The sequence below is a fragment of the Streptomyces sp. NPDC059524 genome, from assembly GCF_042749255.1.
Classification (GTDB): Bacteria; Actinomycetota; Actinomycetes; order Streptomycetales; family Streptomycetaceae; genus Streptomyces; species Streptomyces xanthii.
On the sequence record NZ_JBHYTK010000058.1, the window covers coordinates 1 to 15959 of the forward strand.

The 15959-nt window shown below is 70.8% G+C and carries 19 protein-coding genes; 14 read left to right on the forward strand and 5 right to left on the reverse strand.

The genetic code is table 11. The annotated features are described in order from the left end of the window. Positions 1-59: 59 nt before the first annotated feature. Positions 60-392 (forward strand): hypothetical protein, encoded by a 333-nt coding sequence (locus ACFW9D_RS18175; RefSeq protein ID WP_188339598.1) that lies wholly within the window; start codon positions 60-62, stop codon positions 390-392. A 123-nt stretch (positions 393-515) separates the two neighbouring features. Beyond that, complete coding sequence (locus ACFW9D_RS18180; protein WP_188339599.1) at positions 516-1640, forward strand: amidohydrolase family protein; 1125 nt, start codon at positions 516-518, stop codon at positions 1638-1640. Here ACFW9D_RS18180 and ACFW9D_RS18185 read toward each other — a convergent pair. Continuing rightward, positions 1621-2169, reverse strand: a complete 549-nt coding sequence (locus tag ACFW9D_RS18185; protein ID WP_384623085.1) for a MarR family transcriptional regulator — start codon at positions 2167-2169, stop codon at positions 1621-1623. The genes ACFW9D_RS18180 and ACFW9D_RS18185 overlap by 20 nt on opposite strands. A 170-nt stretch (positions 2170-2339) precedes the next feature. Between ACFW9D_RS18185 and ACFW9D_RS18190 the strand changes: the two genes are divergently transcribed. Beyond that, positions 2340-3185 carry an alpha/beta fold hydrolase gene (locus tag ACFW9D_RS18190; protein ID WP_384623087.1) on the forward strand — a complete coding sequence of 282 codons (846 nt, stop codon included), beginning with the start codon at positions 2340-2342 and terminating at the stop codon, positions 3183-3185. Positions 3186-3222: 37 nt separating this feature from the next. On the opposite strand, the gene ACFW9D_RS18195 is transcribed toward ACFW9D_RS18190, so the two are convergent. From ACFW9D_RS18195 to ACFW9D_RS18210, 4 genes are all read right to left on the reverse strand, one after another. Beyond that, on the reverse strand, positions 3223-4248 hold the full coding sequence (locus ACFW9D_RS18195; protein WP_384623089.1) for a heme A synthase: 1026 nt from the start codon (positions 4246-4248) through the stop codon (positions 3223-3225). 87 nt (positions 4249-4335) lie between these two features. Beyond that, a complete protein-coding gene (locus tag ACFW9D_RS18200; RefSeq protein ID WP_188339603.1) occupies positions 4336-5103 on the reverse strand; it encodes an ABC transporter permease in 768 nt (255 codons plus the stop codon). A gap of 89 nt (positions 5104-5192) precedes the next feature. After that, entirely contained in the window at positions 5193-6116 is a 924-nt protein-coding gene (locus ACFW9D_RS18205; protein WP_384623091.1) for an ABC transporter ATP-binding protein, read from the reverse strand. Positions 6117-6258: 142 nt separating this feature from the next. After that, on the reverse strand, positions 6259-7056 hold the full coding sequence (locus ACFW9D_RS18210) for an aminoglycoside N(3)-acetyltransferase (protein ID WP_384623093.1): 798 nt from the start codon (positions 7054-7056) through the stop codon (positions 6259-6261). 194 nt (positions 7057-7250) lie between these two features. Between ACFW9D_RS18210 and ACFW9D_RS18215 the strand changes: the two genes are divergently transcribed. From ACFW9D_RS18215 to dapD, 11 genes are all read left to right on the forward strand, one after another. Next, entirely contained in the window at positions 7251-8015 is a 765-nt protein-coding gene (locus tag ACFW9D_RS18215) for a helix-turn-helix transcriptional regulator (RefSeq protein WP_384623095.1), read from the forward strand. Next, entirely contained in the window at positions 8012-9436 is a 1425-nt protein-coding gene (sufB, locus tag ACFW9D_RS18220; RefSeq protein WP_188339607.1) for a Fe-S cluster assembly protein SufB, read from the forward strand. Before ACFW9D_RS18215 ends, sufB begins: the two co-directional genes overlap by 4 nt. Before the next feature lie 60 nt (positions 9437-9496). Continuing rightward, complete coding sequence (gene sufD / locus ACFW9D_RS18225) at positions 9497-10678, forward strand: Fe-S cluster assembly protein SufD (RefSeq protein WP_384623097.1); 1182 nt, start codon at positions 9497-9499, stop codon at positions 10676-10678. After that, entirely contained in the window at positions 10678-10995 is a 318-nt protein-coding gene (locus ACFW9D_RS18230; RefSeq protein WP_067258562.1) for a non-heme iron oxygenase ferredoxin subunit, read from the forward strand. Before sufD ends, ACFW9D_RS18230 begins: the two co-directional genes overlap by 1 nt. Positions 10996-11002: 7 nt before the next feature. After that, the gene (sufC, locus tag ACFW9D_RS18235; RefSeq protein WP_188339609.1) at positions 11003-11767 is read left to right on the forward strand and encodes a Fe-S cluster assembly ATPase SufC; all 765 of its coding nucleotides are present in this window, start codon (positions 11003-11005) and stop codon (positions 11765-11767) included. After that, the gene (locus ACFW9D_RS18240; RefSeq protein WP_188339610.1) at positions 11764-13020 is read left to right on the forward strand and encodes a cysteine desulfurase; all 1257 of its coding nucleotides are present in this window, start codon (positions 11764-11766) and stop codon (positions 13018-13020) included. Before sufC ends, ACFW9D_RS18240 begins: the two co-directional genes overlap by 4 nt. Positions 13021-13036: 16 nt before the next feature. Continuing rightward, positions 13037-13495 carry a Fe-S cluster assembly sulfur transfer protein SufU gene (gene sufU / locus ACFW9D_RS18245; RefSeq protein ID WP_188339611.1) on the forward strand — a complete coding sequence of 153 codons (459 nt, stop codon included), beginning with the start codon at positions 13037-13039 and terminating at the stop codon, positions 13493-13495. Then, positions 13492-13830, forward strand: coding sequence for a metal-sulfur cluster assembly factor (locus ACFW9D_RS18250; protein WP_188339612.1), 339 nt, complete (start codon positions 13492-13494; stop codon positions 13828-13830). Before sufU ends, ACFW9D_RS18250 begins: the two co-directional genes overlap by 4 nt. Before the next feature lie 137 nt (positions 13831-13967). Next, the gene (locus ACFW9D_RS18255) at positions 13968-14288 is read left to right on the forward strand and encodes a multidrug efflux SMR transporter (protein ID WP_188339613.1); all 321 of its coding nucleotides are present in this window, start codon (positions 13968-13970) and stop codon (positions 14286-14288) included. Further along, positions 14288-14851 (forward strand): TetR/AcrR family transcriptional regulator, encoded by a 564-nt coding sequence (locus ACFW9D_RS18260; RefSeq protein WP_188339614.1) that lies wholly within the window; start codon positions 14288-14290, stop codon positions 14849-14851. Before ACFW9D_RS18255 ends, ACFW9D_RS18260 begins: the two co-directional genes overlap by 1 nt. A gap of 54 nt (positions 14852-14905) precedes the next feature. Beyond that, on the forward strand, positions 14906-15895 hold the full coding sequence (gene dapD / locus ACFW9D_RS18265; protein WP_384623101.1) for a 2,3,4,5-tetrahydropyridine-2,6-dicarboxylate N-succinyltransferase: 990 nt from the start codon (positions 14906-14908) through the stop codon (positions 15893-15895). Positions 15896-15959: the final 64 nt, after the last annotated feature.

Sequence of the window (15959 nt, forward strand, 5' to 3'; positions counted from 1 at the left end):
GCCTAAGCCACGCGCCCCACCCATCGCTTGTTCGGCTACTCGTCGGTAGCATCCTGCTCATGGCAGAGACTCAAGCGGTTGAGGCGCCCGGTCGGGCGGCGAAGGACGAGCGCCGGGCGGCCAAGCTGGCCAAGCAGATCGGCGCGTTCGCCAAGGCGCACGGCGGCGCCGAGGGACAGCTCGCGTACATCGGCGAGCACGGCACGCGCATCGCGCTGGTCGGCGGCGACGGCGGCTGGGGCAACCTGGTGGCCGACACCTACGAGGTCGCGCAGAAGGCCGTCGAGAAGGCCGGGATCACCCTCCACGAGGACTTCGACGGCGACTTCGCCGCCAAGGTCGAGACCGGCCCGTACGAGTGGAAGCGGATGGCCGGCATGCAGATCGGCTGATCCCCGTCCGGTGGTCATGGGCGCAGGTGTGCGACCGGTGGTCGAGCAACACCAGGCGCCCGTTCACCCGTTAGGACTGTAGAAGCGCGGTGAGAAGCGCGGTCCACATACGGGGAGCCCCGGATGATCGAAACGCCGACCCTGGTGGATCAGTACTGTCACGGAGTGCTCCGTACGGAACTGGGCCTCGGCACGTTCGAGGCCCATCTCGCCCGGGGCGAGGGACCGCCCGCCCCCGGCACCACCTTCTTCGACACCCAGACCGGGTTCGCGGTGCGCCGCTGGTGCCCGCCGCTGCTCGGTCTCGAACCCCACTGCGCGCCCGCCCGCTATCTGGCCAGACGGCGCGAGCTCGGTGTCCTGGAGGCGGGCCGCAGACTGCTGCGCGGCAGCGGCATCACCACCTATCTCGTCGACACCGGCCTGCCCGACGACCTCACCGGACCCGCCGAGATGGCCTCCACCGGCGCCGCCGAGGCCCACGAGATCGTCCGCCTCGAACTGTTGGCCGAGCAGGTCGCGGACACCTCCGGGTCCGTCGAGTCCTTCCTCGCGAACCTGGCCGAGTCGGTGCACGGCGCCGCCGCCGAAGCGGTCGCCTTCACCTCCGTCGCGGGCGTACGCCACGGACTGGCGCTGGCTCCCCAGCCGCCCGGGCCCGGCGAGGTGCGGGGCGCCGTGGGGCGCTGGCTCACCGCCCGCACGGTCGGCGGCCCCCTCACCGATCCGGTACTGCTGCGCCATCTGCTGTGGATCGCCGTGGCGACGGGCCGGCCGCTTCAACTGCACGCGGGGCTCGGCGACGCGGGCCTGCGCATCGACCGCACCGACCCGGTGCTCCTGGCCGACTTCGCACGGGCCACGGCCGGGCTCGGCACCGACCTCGTCCTGCTGCACGGCTACCCGTACCACCGGCACGCGGCGCATCTGGCCGGGGTCTTCCCGCACGTCTACGCGGACCTCGGGCCGGCGCTCGCCCGGACGGGGGCGCGGGCCGCCGGTGTGCTCGCGGAGATCCTCGAACTGGCGCCGTTCGGCAAGCTGCTCTTCTCCAGCGGGGCCCGGGGCATCCCGGAGCTGCACGTCGTGGGCGCCCGCTCGTTCCGCGAGGCACTGGGCCGGGTGCTCGGGGGCTGGGTGGCCGACGGGGCGTGGTCGGCGACCGACGCCCATCGTGTCGCGGGGATGATCTCCGCGGGCACGGCCCGGCGGGTGTACGGGCTCGGCGCTACGGACGCAGCCGGCTGACCGACTCCGGGGTGAGGTGCCGGGCCAGCACGGCGAGCGCCTCGGTCACCTCGCGCAAGCGGTCGTCGGCGTCCGCGTCCCTCCTGCCCTCCGTCGTGTCCCCACTGGCCGTGCCGCTCGCGCCGAGCGCCGTGGCCAGTGCTTCCTCGATCCCGGCGCCGCGGACCTCCGCGACGCGCTCGGAGACGGCCGCGGCCTGCCGGATCAGCTGCCGCCTGCCGTCCGCCGGATCGGGCGCGGTCTCGATCGAACCGCTCTCCTTCAGCCGGGCCACCGCTCCGGACACCTGGCTCTGCGGCAGGCCCGTGCGCGAGGCGATCGCGCCGACCGTCGTGTCGTCGTGCGCGTAGACGTCACTGAGGACGACGAGGACGGCGCGGGTGCCGCCGCGGAAGGTGCCCCCGCCGGTCCGGCTGCCGGTGCCGGTGCCGAGGGCGGGCTCGGGCAGGGCTTCCTCGCCGATCTTCATCAGCGTGCGGCCGAGCAGGAACAGCTCGACGGGCGTGAGGGGCTGGGGCGGCTGACTCATGCCGGGATGTTACATCGAGAGAGATGAATCGATCTCAATGCATCTTGCTCGATCGATCTGGTTCGATGAATCTGTCTTGATGCATCGAAATGGATGGAGTATGTTGAAGGCGTCGAGGGGAGCCGTGACCGGGTGCGGCTGTCCGATGTGCTGGGAGCCAGGGGGATGCGATGTTTCTGACCGTCGACGGAGCCAAGCTGTACTACGAGGTCCGGGGCAGGGGGCCGGTCCTGCTGATCGCCCAGAGCGGGGAAGGGGACGCCGGCCGCAGCGCCGACCTGGTCGACCGACTCGTCGACCGGTACACGGTGGTGACCTACGACCGCCGGGGCCTGTCCCGCAGCGAGATCGCCGCCCCGGGGCGTGGCGTGCGGATGGGGCAGCACGCCGACGACGCGCACCGGCTGCTGGCCGAGCTCACGGACCGGCCGGCGCTGATGCTGGGCTGCAGCATGGGAGCGTCCATCGGCCTGCACCTCGCGGTGCGGCACCCCGAGCAGCTGGCGACGCTCGTCGCCCACGAGCCGGTGTCACCCGCCCTGCTCCCGGCCGGCCGCAGGCCCCACCACGTGCGTGAACTGCGTGCGCTGCAGCAGGTGTACCGCGGCGGAGGACTGAAGGCGGCCCTCCCGGAGATGGCCCGCGTCCTGGGGATAGACCCCGTCCATCAGGAGACGGAGCCGGACATCACGCCGATGCCCCTCACTCCGCAGCGCGCGACGGACTTCGCCTTCTTCATCGAGCAGGACTTCACCGCGGTCGTCCAGGCCGAGCTGGACGTGGAGGCCGTCGCCCGCTCGACGGTACGGATCGTGCCGGCGGTCGGCCGGCGCACGGCACCGGAGGTCTTCGACCGGCACTGCGCACTGGAGCTGGCGCGGCTGCGCGGGACGCCGGCACGCGAGTTCCCGGGCGGGCACAACGGGAACACGACGCATCCGCGGGCCTACGCGGCCCGCCTCACGGAGGTCCTCGAGAGCGGGCCGGAGGGCGGGCCGGATGGCGACGACGGTTGAGGGGCGGCGCCGGGCGCCGGGATCAGAGGCGCCGGGGTCAGACGGAGGACAGCTCGGGGTCGGCCTGGGCCGGCAGGTCCACCGCCGCGGCGGGGCGCTCGCGCAGGGAGAGGACGACGCGCAGGACGCCGATCCACACCAGGGCCGAGCCCAGCATGTGCAGGCCGACGAGGATCTCGGGCAGGTCCGTGAAGTACTGGACGTAGCCGATGACACCCTGGGCCAGCAGGATCAGGAACAGGTCGCGGGTGCGGTGCAGCGGCCCGCGCGGGGCGTCCACGGCCTTGAGGACGAACCACAGGGCGAAGGTCAGCGTCACCACGATCCAGGCCAGCACGGCGTGCGCCTTGGTGACCGTCTCCCAGTCCAGCGGCATCCGCTTGACGTCGCTGGAGTCGCCCGCGTGCGGGCCCGCGCCGGTGACGACGGTGCCGACGGCGATGAGCGCGCCGGACGCCGCGATCATGAACCAGACCAGCTGCTTGACCGACTTGCCGACCAGCGGACGCGGCTCGGAGTCGCCCTCACGGCTGCGCTGCCACATCAGCACGGCGACCGTGAGGAGGGCGGTGGTGAGGATGAAGTGGGCCGCGACCGTGTACGGGTTGAGGCCGACCAGGACGACGATGCCGCCCAGCACGGCGTTGCCCATGACGATCCAGAACTGGGTCCAGCCCAGACGGGTCAGCGAGCGGCGCCACGGCTTCTGCGAGCGGGCCGCGATGATGGCCCAGCCGACCGCGGCGCACAGCACATAGGTGAGCATGCGGTTGCCGAACTCGATGGCTCCGTGGAAGCCCATCTCGCTCGTGGCGGTCAGCGACTGGTCGGTGCACTTGGGCCAGGTCGGACAGCCGAGTCCCGAGCCGGTCAGGCGCACGGCCCCGCCGGTCACGACGATGACGACGGTCATGACGACGGCGGACATGGTCGCGCGCCGCACGGTCCGCTGGGTCGGAGTCCAGCGGGCGGCGATGAAGGCGAGCGGGTTGCGCACCGCCTGCGCGGCGTCGGCGCGAGTCAGCTTTGGCACGGGCCCATCGTAGGCGCCGCCCTTGTGCATCTGTTCACGAGGGGGTGCGAACCGGACGTGAGGTGTCTCTCGGTTCTCCCGGCCGGCGGCCCGACCCGGGGGTACGGGCCGGCCGGCTCACTCCCAGCGGAAGAAGCGGCCCGCCGCGCCGAGCCCGACGACGGCCCAGACGGCGAGGATCCCCAGGTCGGCCCAGGGCATGCCCGCTCCGTGCTGGAGGACGTCCCGCAGGCCGTCGGACAGCGCCGAGATCGGCAGCAGGCCGAGCACCGACTGGGCGGCGTCCGGGAACTTGTCGAGCGGCACGATGACACCGCCGCCGACGAGCAGCAGCAGGAAGACCAGGTTGGCGGCGGCGAGCGTGGCCTCGGCCTTGAGGGTGCCGGCCATCAGCAGACCGAGGCCCGAGAAGGCGGCGGTACCGAGCACGAGGAGGAGCAGCACGGCGAAGGGGTTGCCGTGCGGTGACCAGCCGAGCCCGAAGGCGATGGCGACGAGCAGGACGACCTGGAGCACCTCGGTGACCAGGACCGAGAGCGTCTTGGCCGTCATCAGGGCCCAGCGGGGCAGCGGCGAGGCGCCGAGCCGCTTGAGCACGCCGTAGCGGCGCTCGAAGCCCGTCGCGATGGCCTGCCCGGTGAAGGCCGTCGACATGACGGCGAGCGCCAGGATGCCGGGAGTCAGGAAGTCCACGGCCTTCCCGGACCCGGTGTCGACGATGTCGACGGACGAGAACAGAACGAGCAGGAGGGTGGGGATGACGACCGTGAGCAGCAGCTGTTCGCCGTTGCGCAGCAGCATCTTGGTCTCGAGCGCGGCCTGCGCGGCGATCATGCGGGGGAGCGGGGCGGCTCCCGGGGCGGGCGTGTACGTACCGGCGCTCATCCGCGCAGCTCCTTGCCGGTCGGTTCGAGGCTGTGTCTCCCGAGGGGCGACCCCCGGACCCCCGGCCGGTGAGGTCGGATCGGTCGTGCTCATCCGCGCAGCTCCTTGCCGGTCAGTTCGAGAAAGACGTCTTCGAGGGTGTGCCGCTCGACGGAGATCTTGTCGGGCATCACGCCGTGCTGGGCGCACCAGGAGGTGACCGTCGCCAGGAGCTGGGGGTCGACCTTGCCGGAGACGCGGTAGGAGCCCGGGGTGAGTTCGGCGGCCGTGGAGTCGGCGGGCAGGGCCTTGAGGAGGGAGGCCACGTCGAGGCCGGGGCGGCCGGAGAAGCGCAGGGTGTTCTCGGCGCCGCCGCGGCACAGCTGCTCCGGGGAGCCCTGGGCGATGACATGGCCGGCGTCGACGATCGCGACGTCGTCGGCGAGCTGCTCGGCCTCGTCCATGTAGTGCGTGGTGAGGACGACCGAGACGCCGTCCGTCCGCAGGTCGCGAACCAGGTCCCAGGTCGCGCGGCGGGCCTGGGGGTCCAGGCCGGCGGTGGGTTCGTCGAGGAAGACCAGTTCGGGTCGGCCGACGACGGCCATCGCGAGGGCGAGGCGCTGCTGCTGTCCGCCGGACAGGCGCCGGTAGGTGGTGCGGCCGCAGCTGCCGAGGCCCAGACGCTCGATCAGGGCGTCCACGTCGAGCGGGTGGGCGTGCAGCTTGGCCACGTGACGGAGCATCTCGTCGGCGCGGGCACCGGAGTAGACGCCGCCGGACTGCAGCATCACGCCGATGCGGGGACGCAGCTGGGAGGCCTGCTTCACGGGGTCGAGGCCGAGCACCCGGGCGGTGCCGCCGTCGGGCCTGCGGTAGCCCTCGCAGATCTCGACGGTGGTCGTCTTGCCGGCGCCGTTGGGGCCGAGGACGGCCGTGATGCCGGGGGCCGTCGTGAGGTCGAGGCCGTCGACCGCGGTTTTGCTTCCGTACCGCTTCACCAGTCCGGTGAGGTGGACGACAGGCTCGCTTCGCATGGTGGCCAAGTCTAAGGACGGTGCTGACGGCCCCCGCCGCTGGGGCGCTCGGAGGGGGACCGGCAGGGATCGGGTGGGACTGGGTGGGACCGGACGGGATCGGAGGGAGATCGGGGGGAGAGGGGTGCGACGGACAGGGCCGTCAGGGGGTGGCCGGGCGGTTCTGGGCGAGCCACTTCGTCGCGTAGGCGACGGCGTCGTCGACGGGGAACAGCCGGGCCTCGGCGGCGCCGACGCGGCCGCGGGTGACCAGGGGCGAGTCCTGCTCGAAGGCGGCGCCGAGTTCGTCGAAGCGCTCGCTGGAGATGGTCACCTCGGTGACGTGTTCCCAGCCGGCCGGGCCGGGGCGCCCAGCGTCCTCGGTCGAGGGCGAGGGGAGGCGGTACTCGGCCAGGTGGAAGCTGGTGCACGCGTCATAGCCCGCGCCGAGCAGCAGGACCCGGGCGCCGCGTTCCTCGAGCCGGGCGAGGGGGCTGCGGTCGCCGAGCCGGCAGTCGGTGGCGTGCCCCTCGACGATCTCGGCGGCGCGGGCGCCGAGCGCGGCGAAGGAGGTCTGCGGGTGGGCGCTGCGCAGGGCGCCGGGCCAGGTGCGGACGGCTTCCGGGACGACGCCGACGCCGAGGGTCGGGGTGGTCCGGGGGTCGTAGGCGGGCATGGTCGCGCGGATGGGCTCCCACCAGTCGGCGGGGACGGGTGGGGCGCCCCAGAGGGCCGGGTCGGAGAGGTGGCCGGACTGGGCGGGGACCACGAGAGTGCCCTCGGGGCCGAGCGCGTCGAGCAGGGACTGGACGACGGTGGCCGAGCCGCCGTTGACGTATCCGAGACGGGAGAGGGATGTATGGACGAGGAGGATCTCGCCGGGTTCGACGCCGAGGGCGCGGAGGTCGGCGGCGAGGGAGTCGCGGGTGACGAGAGGGCCGGTCGGCAGGGGCGTGGGCATGATCCGGAGTCTGCGCGCGGGCGGCGCCGGGGACCAGGGGATTTCGGGCCAGGAGCGGCCCGGCTGATCGATCAAAGATCGTTTCCGCAGGTCACGCCGCGTGTCCACTTAGGCAAACCTAAGTGATGCACGGCACCGTGTGCTCGTCACCACGCCGCTTGTCAGGCTCTGAGGAATTACGCAACAATGGCGTTGTGAAAAACGTCGGCGAGGCTCAGGAGGCTCCTGCGGGAGCCCCGCACGAGGAGTTCGCGACCGGGTTTCGTAGCGATCGATCGACGCGCAACCGGGTCGCGCGGTCCATCCTGGACCACGGCCCCTCCACGGTCGCCGACCTCGCCGGACGCCTCGGCCTCACCCAGGCCGCCGTCCGCCGTCACCTGGACGCCCTGGTCGCCGACGACGTCGTGGAGGCCAAGGAGCAGCGGGTCTACGGCGCGCGCACCCGCGGCCGCCCCGCCAAGGTGTTCGCCCTGACGGACTGCGGCCGGGACGCCTTCGACCAGTCCTACGACAAGCTCGCCGCCGACGCCCTGCGCTGGATCCAGGAGCAGGCCGGCGGGGACGAGGCGGTCGTCGCGTTCGCCCGGGCCCGGATCGCCGCGCAGGCCGCGCCGTACAAGGCGGCCGTCGAGGCGGTGGAGCCCGAGGAGCGGGCCCAGGCCCTGGCCAGGGCGCTGAGCGCCGACGGGTACGCTGCCACTGCGCGCAGCGCGCCCCTCCCGCAACACGGCGAGCAGCTCTGCCAGCACCACTGTCCGGTCGCCCACGTGGCGGAGCAGTTCCCGCAGCTTTGCGAGGCGGAGACCGAGATGTTCTCCCGACTGCTCGGCACACACGTACAGCGACTGGCCACCATCGCCCACGGCGACGGCGTCTGCACGACGTTCATCCCCAAGGGCGCCACCGAGACCATCACCAACGCATCTGCAAGCACCGCCGGGAGGAACCCCGCATGACTCTCCCCATCGAGGAGACGGCCCACCCCGAGCTCGAGGGCCTGGGCAAGTACGAATACGGCTGGGCGGACTCCGACGAGGCCGGTGCCGCAGCGAAGCGCGGCCTGAACGAGGACGTCGTCAAGGACATCTCGGGCAAGAAGTCCGAGCCGGAGTGGATGACGAAGCTCCGCCTCAAGGGCCTGAAGCTCTTCGAGAAGAAGCCCATGCCGAACTGGGGCTCGGACCTCTCCGGCATCGACTTCGACAACATCAAGTACTTCGTGCGCTCGACGGAGAAGCAGGCGGAGTCCTGGGAGGACCTGCCCGAGGACATCAAGAACACGTACGACAAGCTCGGCATCCCGGAGGCGGAGAAGCAGCGCCTCGTCGCCGGTGTCGCGGCCCAGTACGAGTCCGAGGTCGTCTACCACCAGATCCGTGAGGACCTGGAGGAGCAGGGCGTCATCTTCCTCGACACCGACACCGCCCTCAAGGAGCACCCGGAGCTCTTCAAGGAGTACTTCGGCACCGTCATCCCGGCCGGCGACAACAAGTTCGCCGCGCTGAACACGGCGGTGTGGTCCGGCGGCTCGTTCATCTACGTGCCGAAGGGCGTGCACGTCGAGATCCCGCTCCAGGCCTACTTCCGTATCAACACGGAGAACATGGGCCAGTTCGAGCGGACGCTGATCATCGTCGACGAGGACGCCTACGTCCACTACGTCGAGGGCTGCACCGCGCCGATCTACAAGTCGGACTCGCTGCACTCCGCGGTCGTCGAGATCATCGTGAAGAAGGGCGCCCGCTGCCGCTACACGACGATCCAGAACTGGTCGAACAACGTCTACAACCTGGTCACCAAGCGCGCCGTGGCGTACGAGGGCGCGACCATGGAGTGGATCGACGGCAACATCGGTTCCAAGGTCACCATGAAGTACCCGGCCGTCTACCTGATGGGCGAGCACGCCAAGGGCGAGACGCTGTCCATCGCCTTCGCGGGCGAGGGCCAGCACCAGGACGCCGGCTCCAAGATGGTCCACATGGCGCCGAACACGTCGTCCAACATCGTGTCGAAGTCGGTGGCCCGCGGTGGCGGCCGTACCTCGTACCGCGGTCTCGTCGAGATCGGTGAGGGCGCGGCCGGATCGAAGTCGAACGTGCTGTGCGACGCGCTGCTCGTCGACACCATCTCCCGCTCCGACACGTACCCGTACGTCGACGTCCGCGAGGACGACGTGTCCATGGGTCACGAGGCGACGGTCTCCAAGGTCTCCGAGGACCAGCTCTTCTACCTGATGAGCCGCGGCCTGAGCGAGTTCGAGGCCATGGCGATGATCGTGCGCGGCTTCGTCGAGCCGATCGCCAAGGAACTGCCCATGGAGTACGCGCTCGAGCTCAACCGGCTGATCGAGCTGCAGATGGAAGGCTCGGTGGGCTGACGCCCGCCGCCGTCTCTCGTCAAGCCACTTACCCGTAAGAAAGCGAGCGCTACGACAGCCATGGCTGAGGCTCAGAACATCCCGGCCGGTTCGACCACCGCCGGAACCATCGCGGTGGCCGCCGAGTCGACCGTCGCCACGCGCATGAGCGCGCCCCCGTCCTTCGACGTGCAGGACTTCCCGGTCCCGCACGGCCGCGAGGAGGAGTGGCGGTTCACGCCGCTGGAGCGGCTGCGCGGGCTGCACGACGGCACCGCCGTCGCGACCGGCACCGGCGTCAAGGTCGACGTGGAGGCGCCGGCCGGTGTCACCGTCGAGACCGTCGGCCGTGACGACGCCCGCGTCGGCAAGGCCGGCACGCCCGTCGACCGGATCGCCGCGCAGGCCTACTCGGCCTTCGAGCAGGCCTCCGTCGTCACCGTGCCGAAGGAGACGGTGCTTGCCGAGCCCATCCGCATCGCCGTGCACGGCGAGGGCGGTGTCGCCTTCGGCCACCAGGTCATCGAGCTGGGCGCCTTCGCCGAGGCCGTCGTCGTCCTCGACCACACCGGTGACGCCGTGCTCGCCGCCAACGTCGACTACCTGCTCGGTGACGGCGCGAAGCTGACCGTCGTCTCCGTCCAGGACTGGGACGACAAGGCCGTGCACGTCGCGCAGCACAACGCGCTCGTGGGCCGCGACGCCTCCTTCAAGTCCGTCGTCGTGACCTTCGGCGGCGACGTCGTCCGCCTGCACCCCCGCGTGCAGTACGCGGCCACCGGCGGCGAGGCCGAGCTGCTCGGCCTCTACTTCACCGACGCCGGCCAGCACCAGGAGCACCGCCTCCTGGTCGACCACAACACCCCGCACTGCAAGTCGAACGTCGTGTACAAGGGCGCGCTGCAGGGCGAGGAGGCGCACGCCGTGTGGATCGGCGACGTCCTCATCGAGGCCGCCGCCGAGGGCACGGACACGTACGAGATGAACCGGAACCTGGTGCTGACGGACGGCGCGCGCGTCGACTCCGTGCCGAACCTGGAGATCGAGACCGGCGAGATCGTAGGCGCCGGTCACGCCTCCGCCACCGGTCGCTTCGACGACGAGCAGCTCTTCTACCTGATGGCCCGCGGCATCCCGGCCGACGAGGCGCGCCGCCTCGTCGTGCGCGGCTTCTTCGCCGAGCTGGTCCAGCAGATCGGCGTCGACGACATCGAGGCGCGGCTGCTCGAGAAGATCGAGGCCGAGCTGGAGGCCACGGTCTGATGGCTTTCGTACGCGCCTGTGGGCTGAGCGAGCTGGAGGAGGACACCCCGAAGCGGGTGGAACTCGACGGCACGCCGGTCTCGGTCGTCCGCACCGAGGGCGAGGTGTTCGCGATCCACGACATCTGCTCGCACGCGAACGTGTCGCTCTCCGAGGGCGAGGTGGAGGACTGCCAGATCGAGTGCTGGCTGCACGGCTCCGCGTTCGACCTCCGCACCGGCAAGCCGTCCGGCCTTCCCGCGACGCGCCCCGTCCCCGTATACCCCGTAAAGATCGAAGGGGACGACGTGCTCGTCTCCCTCACCCAGGAGTCCTGAGGCACCCATGGCAACGCTTGAAATCCGAGACCTGCACGTCACCGTCGAGGCCGACAACGCCACGAAGGAGATCCTCAAGGGCGTCGACCTCACCGTGAAGCAGGGCGAGACGCACGCCATCATGGGCCCGAACGGCTCCGGCAAGTCGACCCTCGCCTACTCCCTCGCGGGTCACCCGAAGTACACGATCACCGGCGGCACCGTCACCCTCGACGGCGAGGACGTCCTCGAGATGTCCGTCGACGAGCGCGCCCGCGCCGGCCTGTTCCTCGCCATGCAGTACCCGGTCGAGGTCCCGGGCGTGTCGGTGAGCAACTTCCTGCGCACCTCCGCCACCGCCATCCGCGGCGAGGCCCCCAAGCTGCGCACCTGGGTGAAGGAGGTCAAGGAGGCCATGGAGCGTCTCCAGATGGACCCCTCCTTCGCCGAGCGCAACGTGAACGAGGGCTTCTCCGGCGGTGAGAAGAAGCGCCACGAGATCCTCCAGCTCGAGCTGCTCAAGCCGAAGATCGCCGTCCTCGACGAGACCGACTCCGGCCTCGACGTCGACGCCCTGCGCATCGTCTCCGAGGGCATCAACCGCGTCCGTGAGAACGGCGAGGTCGGCACCCTCCTGGTGACGCACTACACGCGCATCCTGCGCTACATCAAGCCGGACCACGTCCACGTCTTCGCGGGCGGCCGCATCGTCGAGTCCGGTGGCGCCGAGCTCGCCGACCAGCTCGAGGCCGAGGGCTACGACAAGTACGTGAAGGGTGGCGTATCCGCGTGACACAGCTGCCGGGCCTCCTCGACACCGAGGCGATCCGCAAGGACTTCCCGATCCTCGACCGGGTGCTCCACGACGGCAAGAAGCTCGTGTACCTGGACAACGCGGCGACCAGCCAGACGCCGCGCCAGGTCCTCGACGTCCTGACCGAGTACTACGAGCAGCACAACGCCAACGTCCACCGGGGCGTGCACGTGCTGGCCGAGGAGGCCACGGCGCTGTACGAGGGCGCGCGCGACAAGGTCGCCGCGTTCATCAACGCGCCGAGCCGCGACGAGGTCATCTTCACGAAGAACGCCTCGGAGTCGCTCAACCTCGTCGCCAACATGCTGGGCTGGGCCGACGAGCCGTACAAGGTCGATCACGAGACCGAGATCGTGATCACGGAGATGGAGCACCACTCCAACATCGTTCCGTGGCAGCTGCTCTCGCAGCGCACCGGCGCGAAGCTGAAGTGGTTCGGTCTGACGGACGACGGCCGTCTCGACCTGAGCAACATCGACGAGGTCATCACCGAGAAGACGAAGATCGTCTCCTTCGTGCTCGTGTCGAACATCCTGGGCACCCACAACCCGGTCGAGGCCATCGTGCGCCGCGCCCAGGAGGTGGGCGCGCTGGTCCTCATCGACGCCTCGCAGGCCGCGCCGCACATGCCGCTCGACGTGCAGGCGCTCCAGGCCGACTTCGTGGCCTTCACCGGCCACAAGATGTGCGGCCCGACCGGCATCGGCGTGCTCTGGGGCCGCCAGGAGCTGCTCGAGGACCTGCCGCCGTTCCTCGGCGGCGGCGAGATGATCGAGACCGTGTCGATGCACTCGTCGACGTACGCGCCGGCGCCGCACAAGTTCGAGGCGGGCACGCCGCCGATCTCCCAGGCCATCGGCCTGGGCGCGGCGATCGACTACCTGAACTCGATCGGCATGGACAAGATCCTGCGCCACGAGCAGGCGCTCACCGAGTACGCGGTGAAGCGGCTGCAGGAGGTTCCCGACCTGCGGATCATCGGTCCGGCCACGGCCGAGGACCGGGCCGCCGCGATCTCCTTCACGCTCGGCGACATCCACCCGCACGACGTGGGCCAGGTCCTCGACGAGCAGGGCATCGCGGTCCGGGTCGGCCACCACTGCGCGCGGCCGGTCTGCCTGCGGTACGGAATTCCTGCGACCACGCGAGCGTCGTTCTATCTGTACTCCACGCCCGGCGAGATCGACGCTCTGGTCGACGGCCTGGAGCACGTACGGAACTTCTTCGGCTGAGGGGCTGGCTGGGAACGTGAAGCTGGATTCGATGTACCAGGAAGTCATCCTGGACCACTACAAGCACCCGCACGGGCGCGGTCTTCGGGATGGCGACGCCGAGGTGCACCATGTCAACCCGACGTGTGGCGACGAGATCACGCTGCGCGTCAAGTACGCGGGCGAGACCATCGAGGACGTCAGCTACGAGGGCCAGGGCTGCTCCATCAGTCAGGCCTCGGCCTCGGTGCTGAACGACCTGCTGGTCGGCAAGGAGCTCGCGGACGCGCGGAAGATCCAGGAGACCTTCCTGGAGCTGATGCAGTCCAAGGGGCAGATCGAGCCCGACGACACGATGGAGGAGCTCCTGGAGGACGCGGTCGCGTTCGCCGGGGTCTCCAAGTACCCCGCCCGGGTCAAGTGCGCCCTCCTGAGCTGGATGGCGTGGAAGGACGCGACGGCCCAGGCCTTCGCGGAGGAGGCGAAGACCGCATGAGTGACAACACGGCTGTGGAGATGAAGCCGGCCTCCGAGGAGGAGGTCAAGGAAGCCCTGTACGACGTCGTCGACCCCGAGCTGGGCATCGACGTGGTCAACCTGGGCCTCATCTACGGCATCCACATCGACGACGCGAACATCGCGACGATCGACATGACGCTGACGTCCGCGGCCTGCCCGCTGACCGACGTCATCGAGGACCAGGCGAAGTCCGCCACCGACGGCATCGTCAGCGAGCTCCGGATCAACTGGGTCTGGATGCCGCCGTGGGGCCCGGACAAGATCACCGACGAGGGCCGCGAGCAGCTGCGCGCGCTCGGCTTCAACGTCTGATCGGCTTCGGCGCCTGATCCGTACGTGTACGTGCTTTCCGGGCGGGCCCGGTTCCCTGTGAGGGGAGCCGGGCCCGTCCGGCGTTTTCCAGCGCATCATGTGTACGGGCGTACGCAACGATGTGTACCCTCGTACACATGGGTTACGTACTGCTCGCCGGCGCGATAGCCGCCGAAGTGGCCGCCACGACGGCCATGAAGTACAGCGAAGGGTTCAGCAGGCTCTGGCCCTCGCTCATCACCGTCACCGGATACGTCGTCGCGTTCGCGCTGCTCGCGCAGACGCTCAAGACCGTCCAGATCGGCACCGCGTACGCGATCTGGGCCGGCGTCGGCACGGCCGTCATCGCCGCGATCGGCATGATCTTCCTCGGCGAGGGCCTGACCGCGGCGAAGGTTGCCGGGATCGCCCTCGTCATCGGCGGGGTCGTGCTGCTCAATCTGGGCGGGGCGCACTGATGGCCCGCCGCTACGACCCCGAGCGCCGCCAGCGGATCATCGACGCCGCGATCCGGGTCGTCGGCGCCAAGGGCATCGCCGGGCTCAGCCACCGCACCGTCGCCGCCGAGGCCGACGTACCGCTCGGCTCGACGACGTACCACTTCCGCACCCTCGACGAGCTGCTCGTCGCCGCCCTGCGGCAGGCCAACGAGGGCTTCGCCAAGGTCGTCGCCACGCACGGCGCCTTCCAGGACCCGCGCACCGACCTCGCCGCGGAACTCGCCGACGTCCTCGGCGACTGGCTCGCCGGCGACCGGGTCGGCGTCGAGCTCGAGTACGAGCTGTACCTCGCGGCCCTGCGCCGCCCCGCCCTGCGCCCCGTCGCCGCCGAGTGGTGCACGGGCCTCGCCGAGGTCATCGCCGAACGGACCGACCCCGTCACGGCCCGCGCCCTCGTCGCCCTCATGGACGGGATCTGCCTCCAGGTCCTGCTGACCGACGGGACCTACGACGCGGGCTTCGCGCGCACGATGCTGGACCGGCTCATTCCGCCCCGCGCCGCCGGTGCGCCCGGCAGCTGAGACGGGCGGGGCACCGGTTCGCCTCCGCGGGGCCGCGCCGATTAAGTTGGGCCCATGACCGACACGACTGCTACGCGTACCACCGGCGCCGTCGCCGCAGGCCTCGCCACCGTCACCACCGACGGCACCGTTCTCGACACCTGGTTCCCCGCTCCCGAGCTGGTCGCCGAGCCCGGCCCGGCCGGCACCGAGCGGCTGACCGCCGAGCAGGCCGTCGAACTCCTCGGCGAGGGCGCCGCGAAGGCGGTCGGGCCCGACGCCCGCCGCGGTGTCGAGGTCGTGGCCGTGCGCACGGTCGTCTCCTCACTCGACGACAAGCCGCTGGACGCGCACGACGCGTACCTGCGCCTGCACCTGCTCAGCCACCGCCTCGTCAAGCCGCACGGCCAGAGCCTCGACGGCCTCTTCGGCCTGCTGGCCAACGTGGCCTGGACCTCGCTCGGCCCGGTCGCCGTCGACGACGTCGAGAAGGTCCGCCTCAACGCCCGCGCCGAGGGCCTGCACCTCGCCGTGACCAGCATCGACAAGTTCCCCCGCATGACCGACTACGTCGCCCCCAAGGGCGTGCGCATCGCCGACGCCGACCGCGTCCGCCTCGGCGCGCACCTCGCCGAGGGCACGACCGTCATGCACGAGGGCTTCGTGAACTTCAACGCGGGCACCCTCGGCACCTCGATGGTCGAGGGCCGCATCTCCGCCGGCGTCGTCGTCGGCGACGGCTCCGACATCGGCGGCGGCGCCTCCACGATGGGCACCCTCTCCGGCGGCGGCAACGTCCGCATCACCATCGGCGAGCGCTGCCTCGTCGGCGCCGAGGCCGGCGTCGGCATCGCGCTCGGCGACGAGTGCGTCGTGGAGGCCGGCCTGTACGTCACGGCCGGCACCCGCGTCACCATGCCCGACGGCGAGATCGTCAAGGCCCGTGACCTGTCCGGCGCCTCGAACATCCTCTTCCGCCGCAACTCGGTCACCGGCGCCGTCGAGGCCCGCCCGAACAACGCGGTGTGGGGCGGCCTCAACGAGGTCCTGCACAGCCACAACTGACACCGTCACGCCTGAACCACAGCGGCCCGCGCCGGGACTCGGCGCGGGCCGCCGTGTGTCGTGG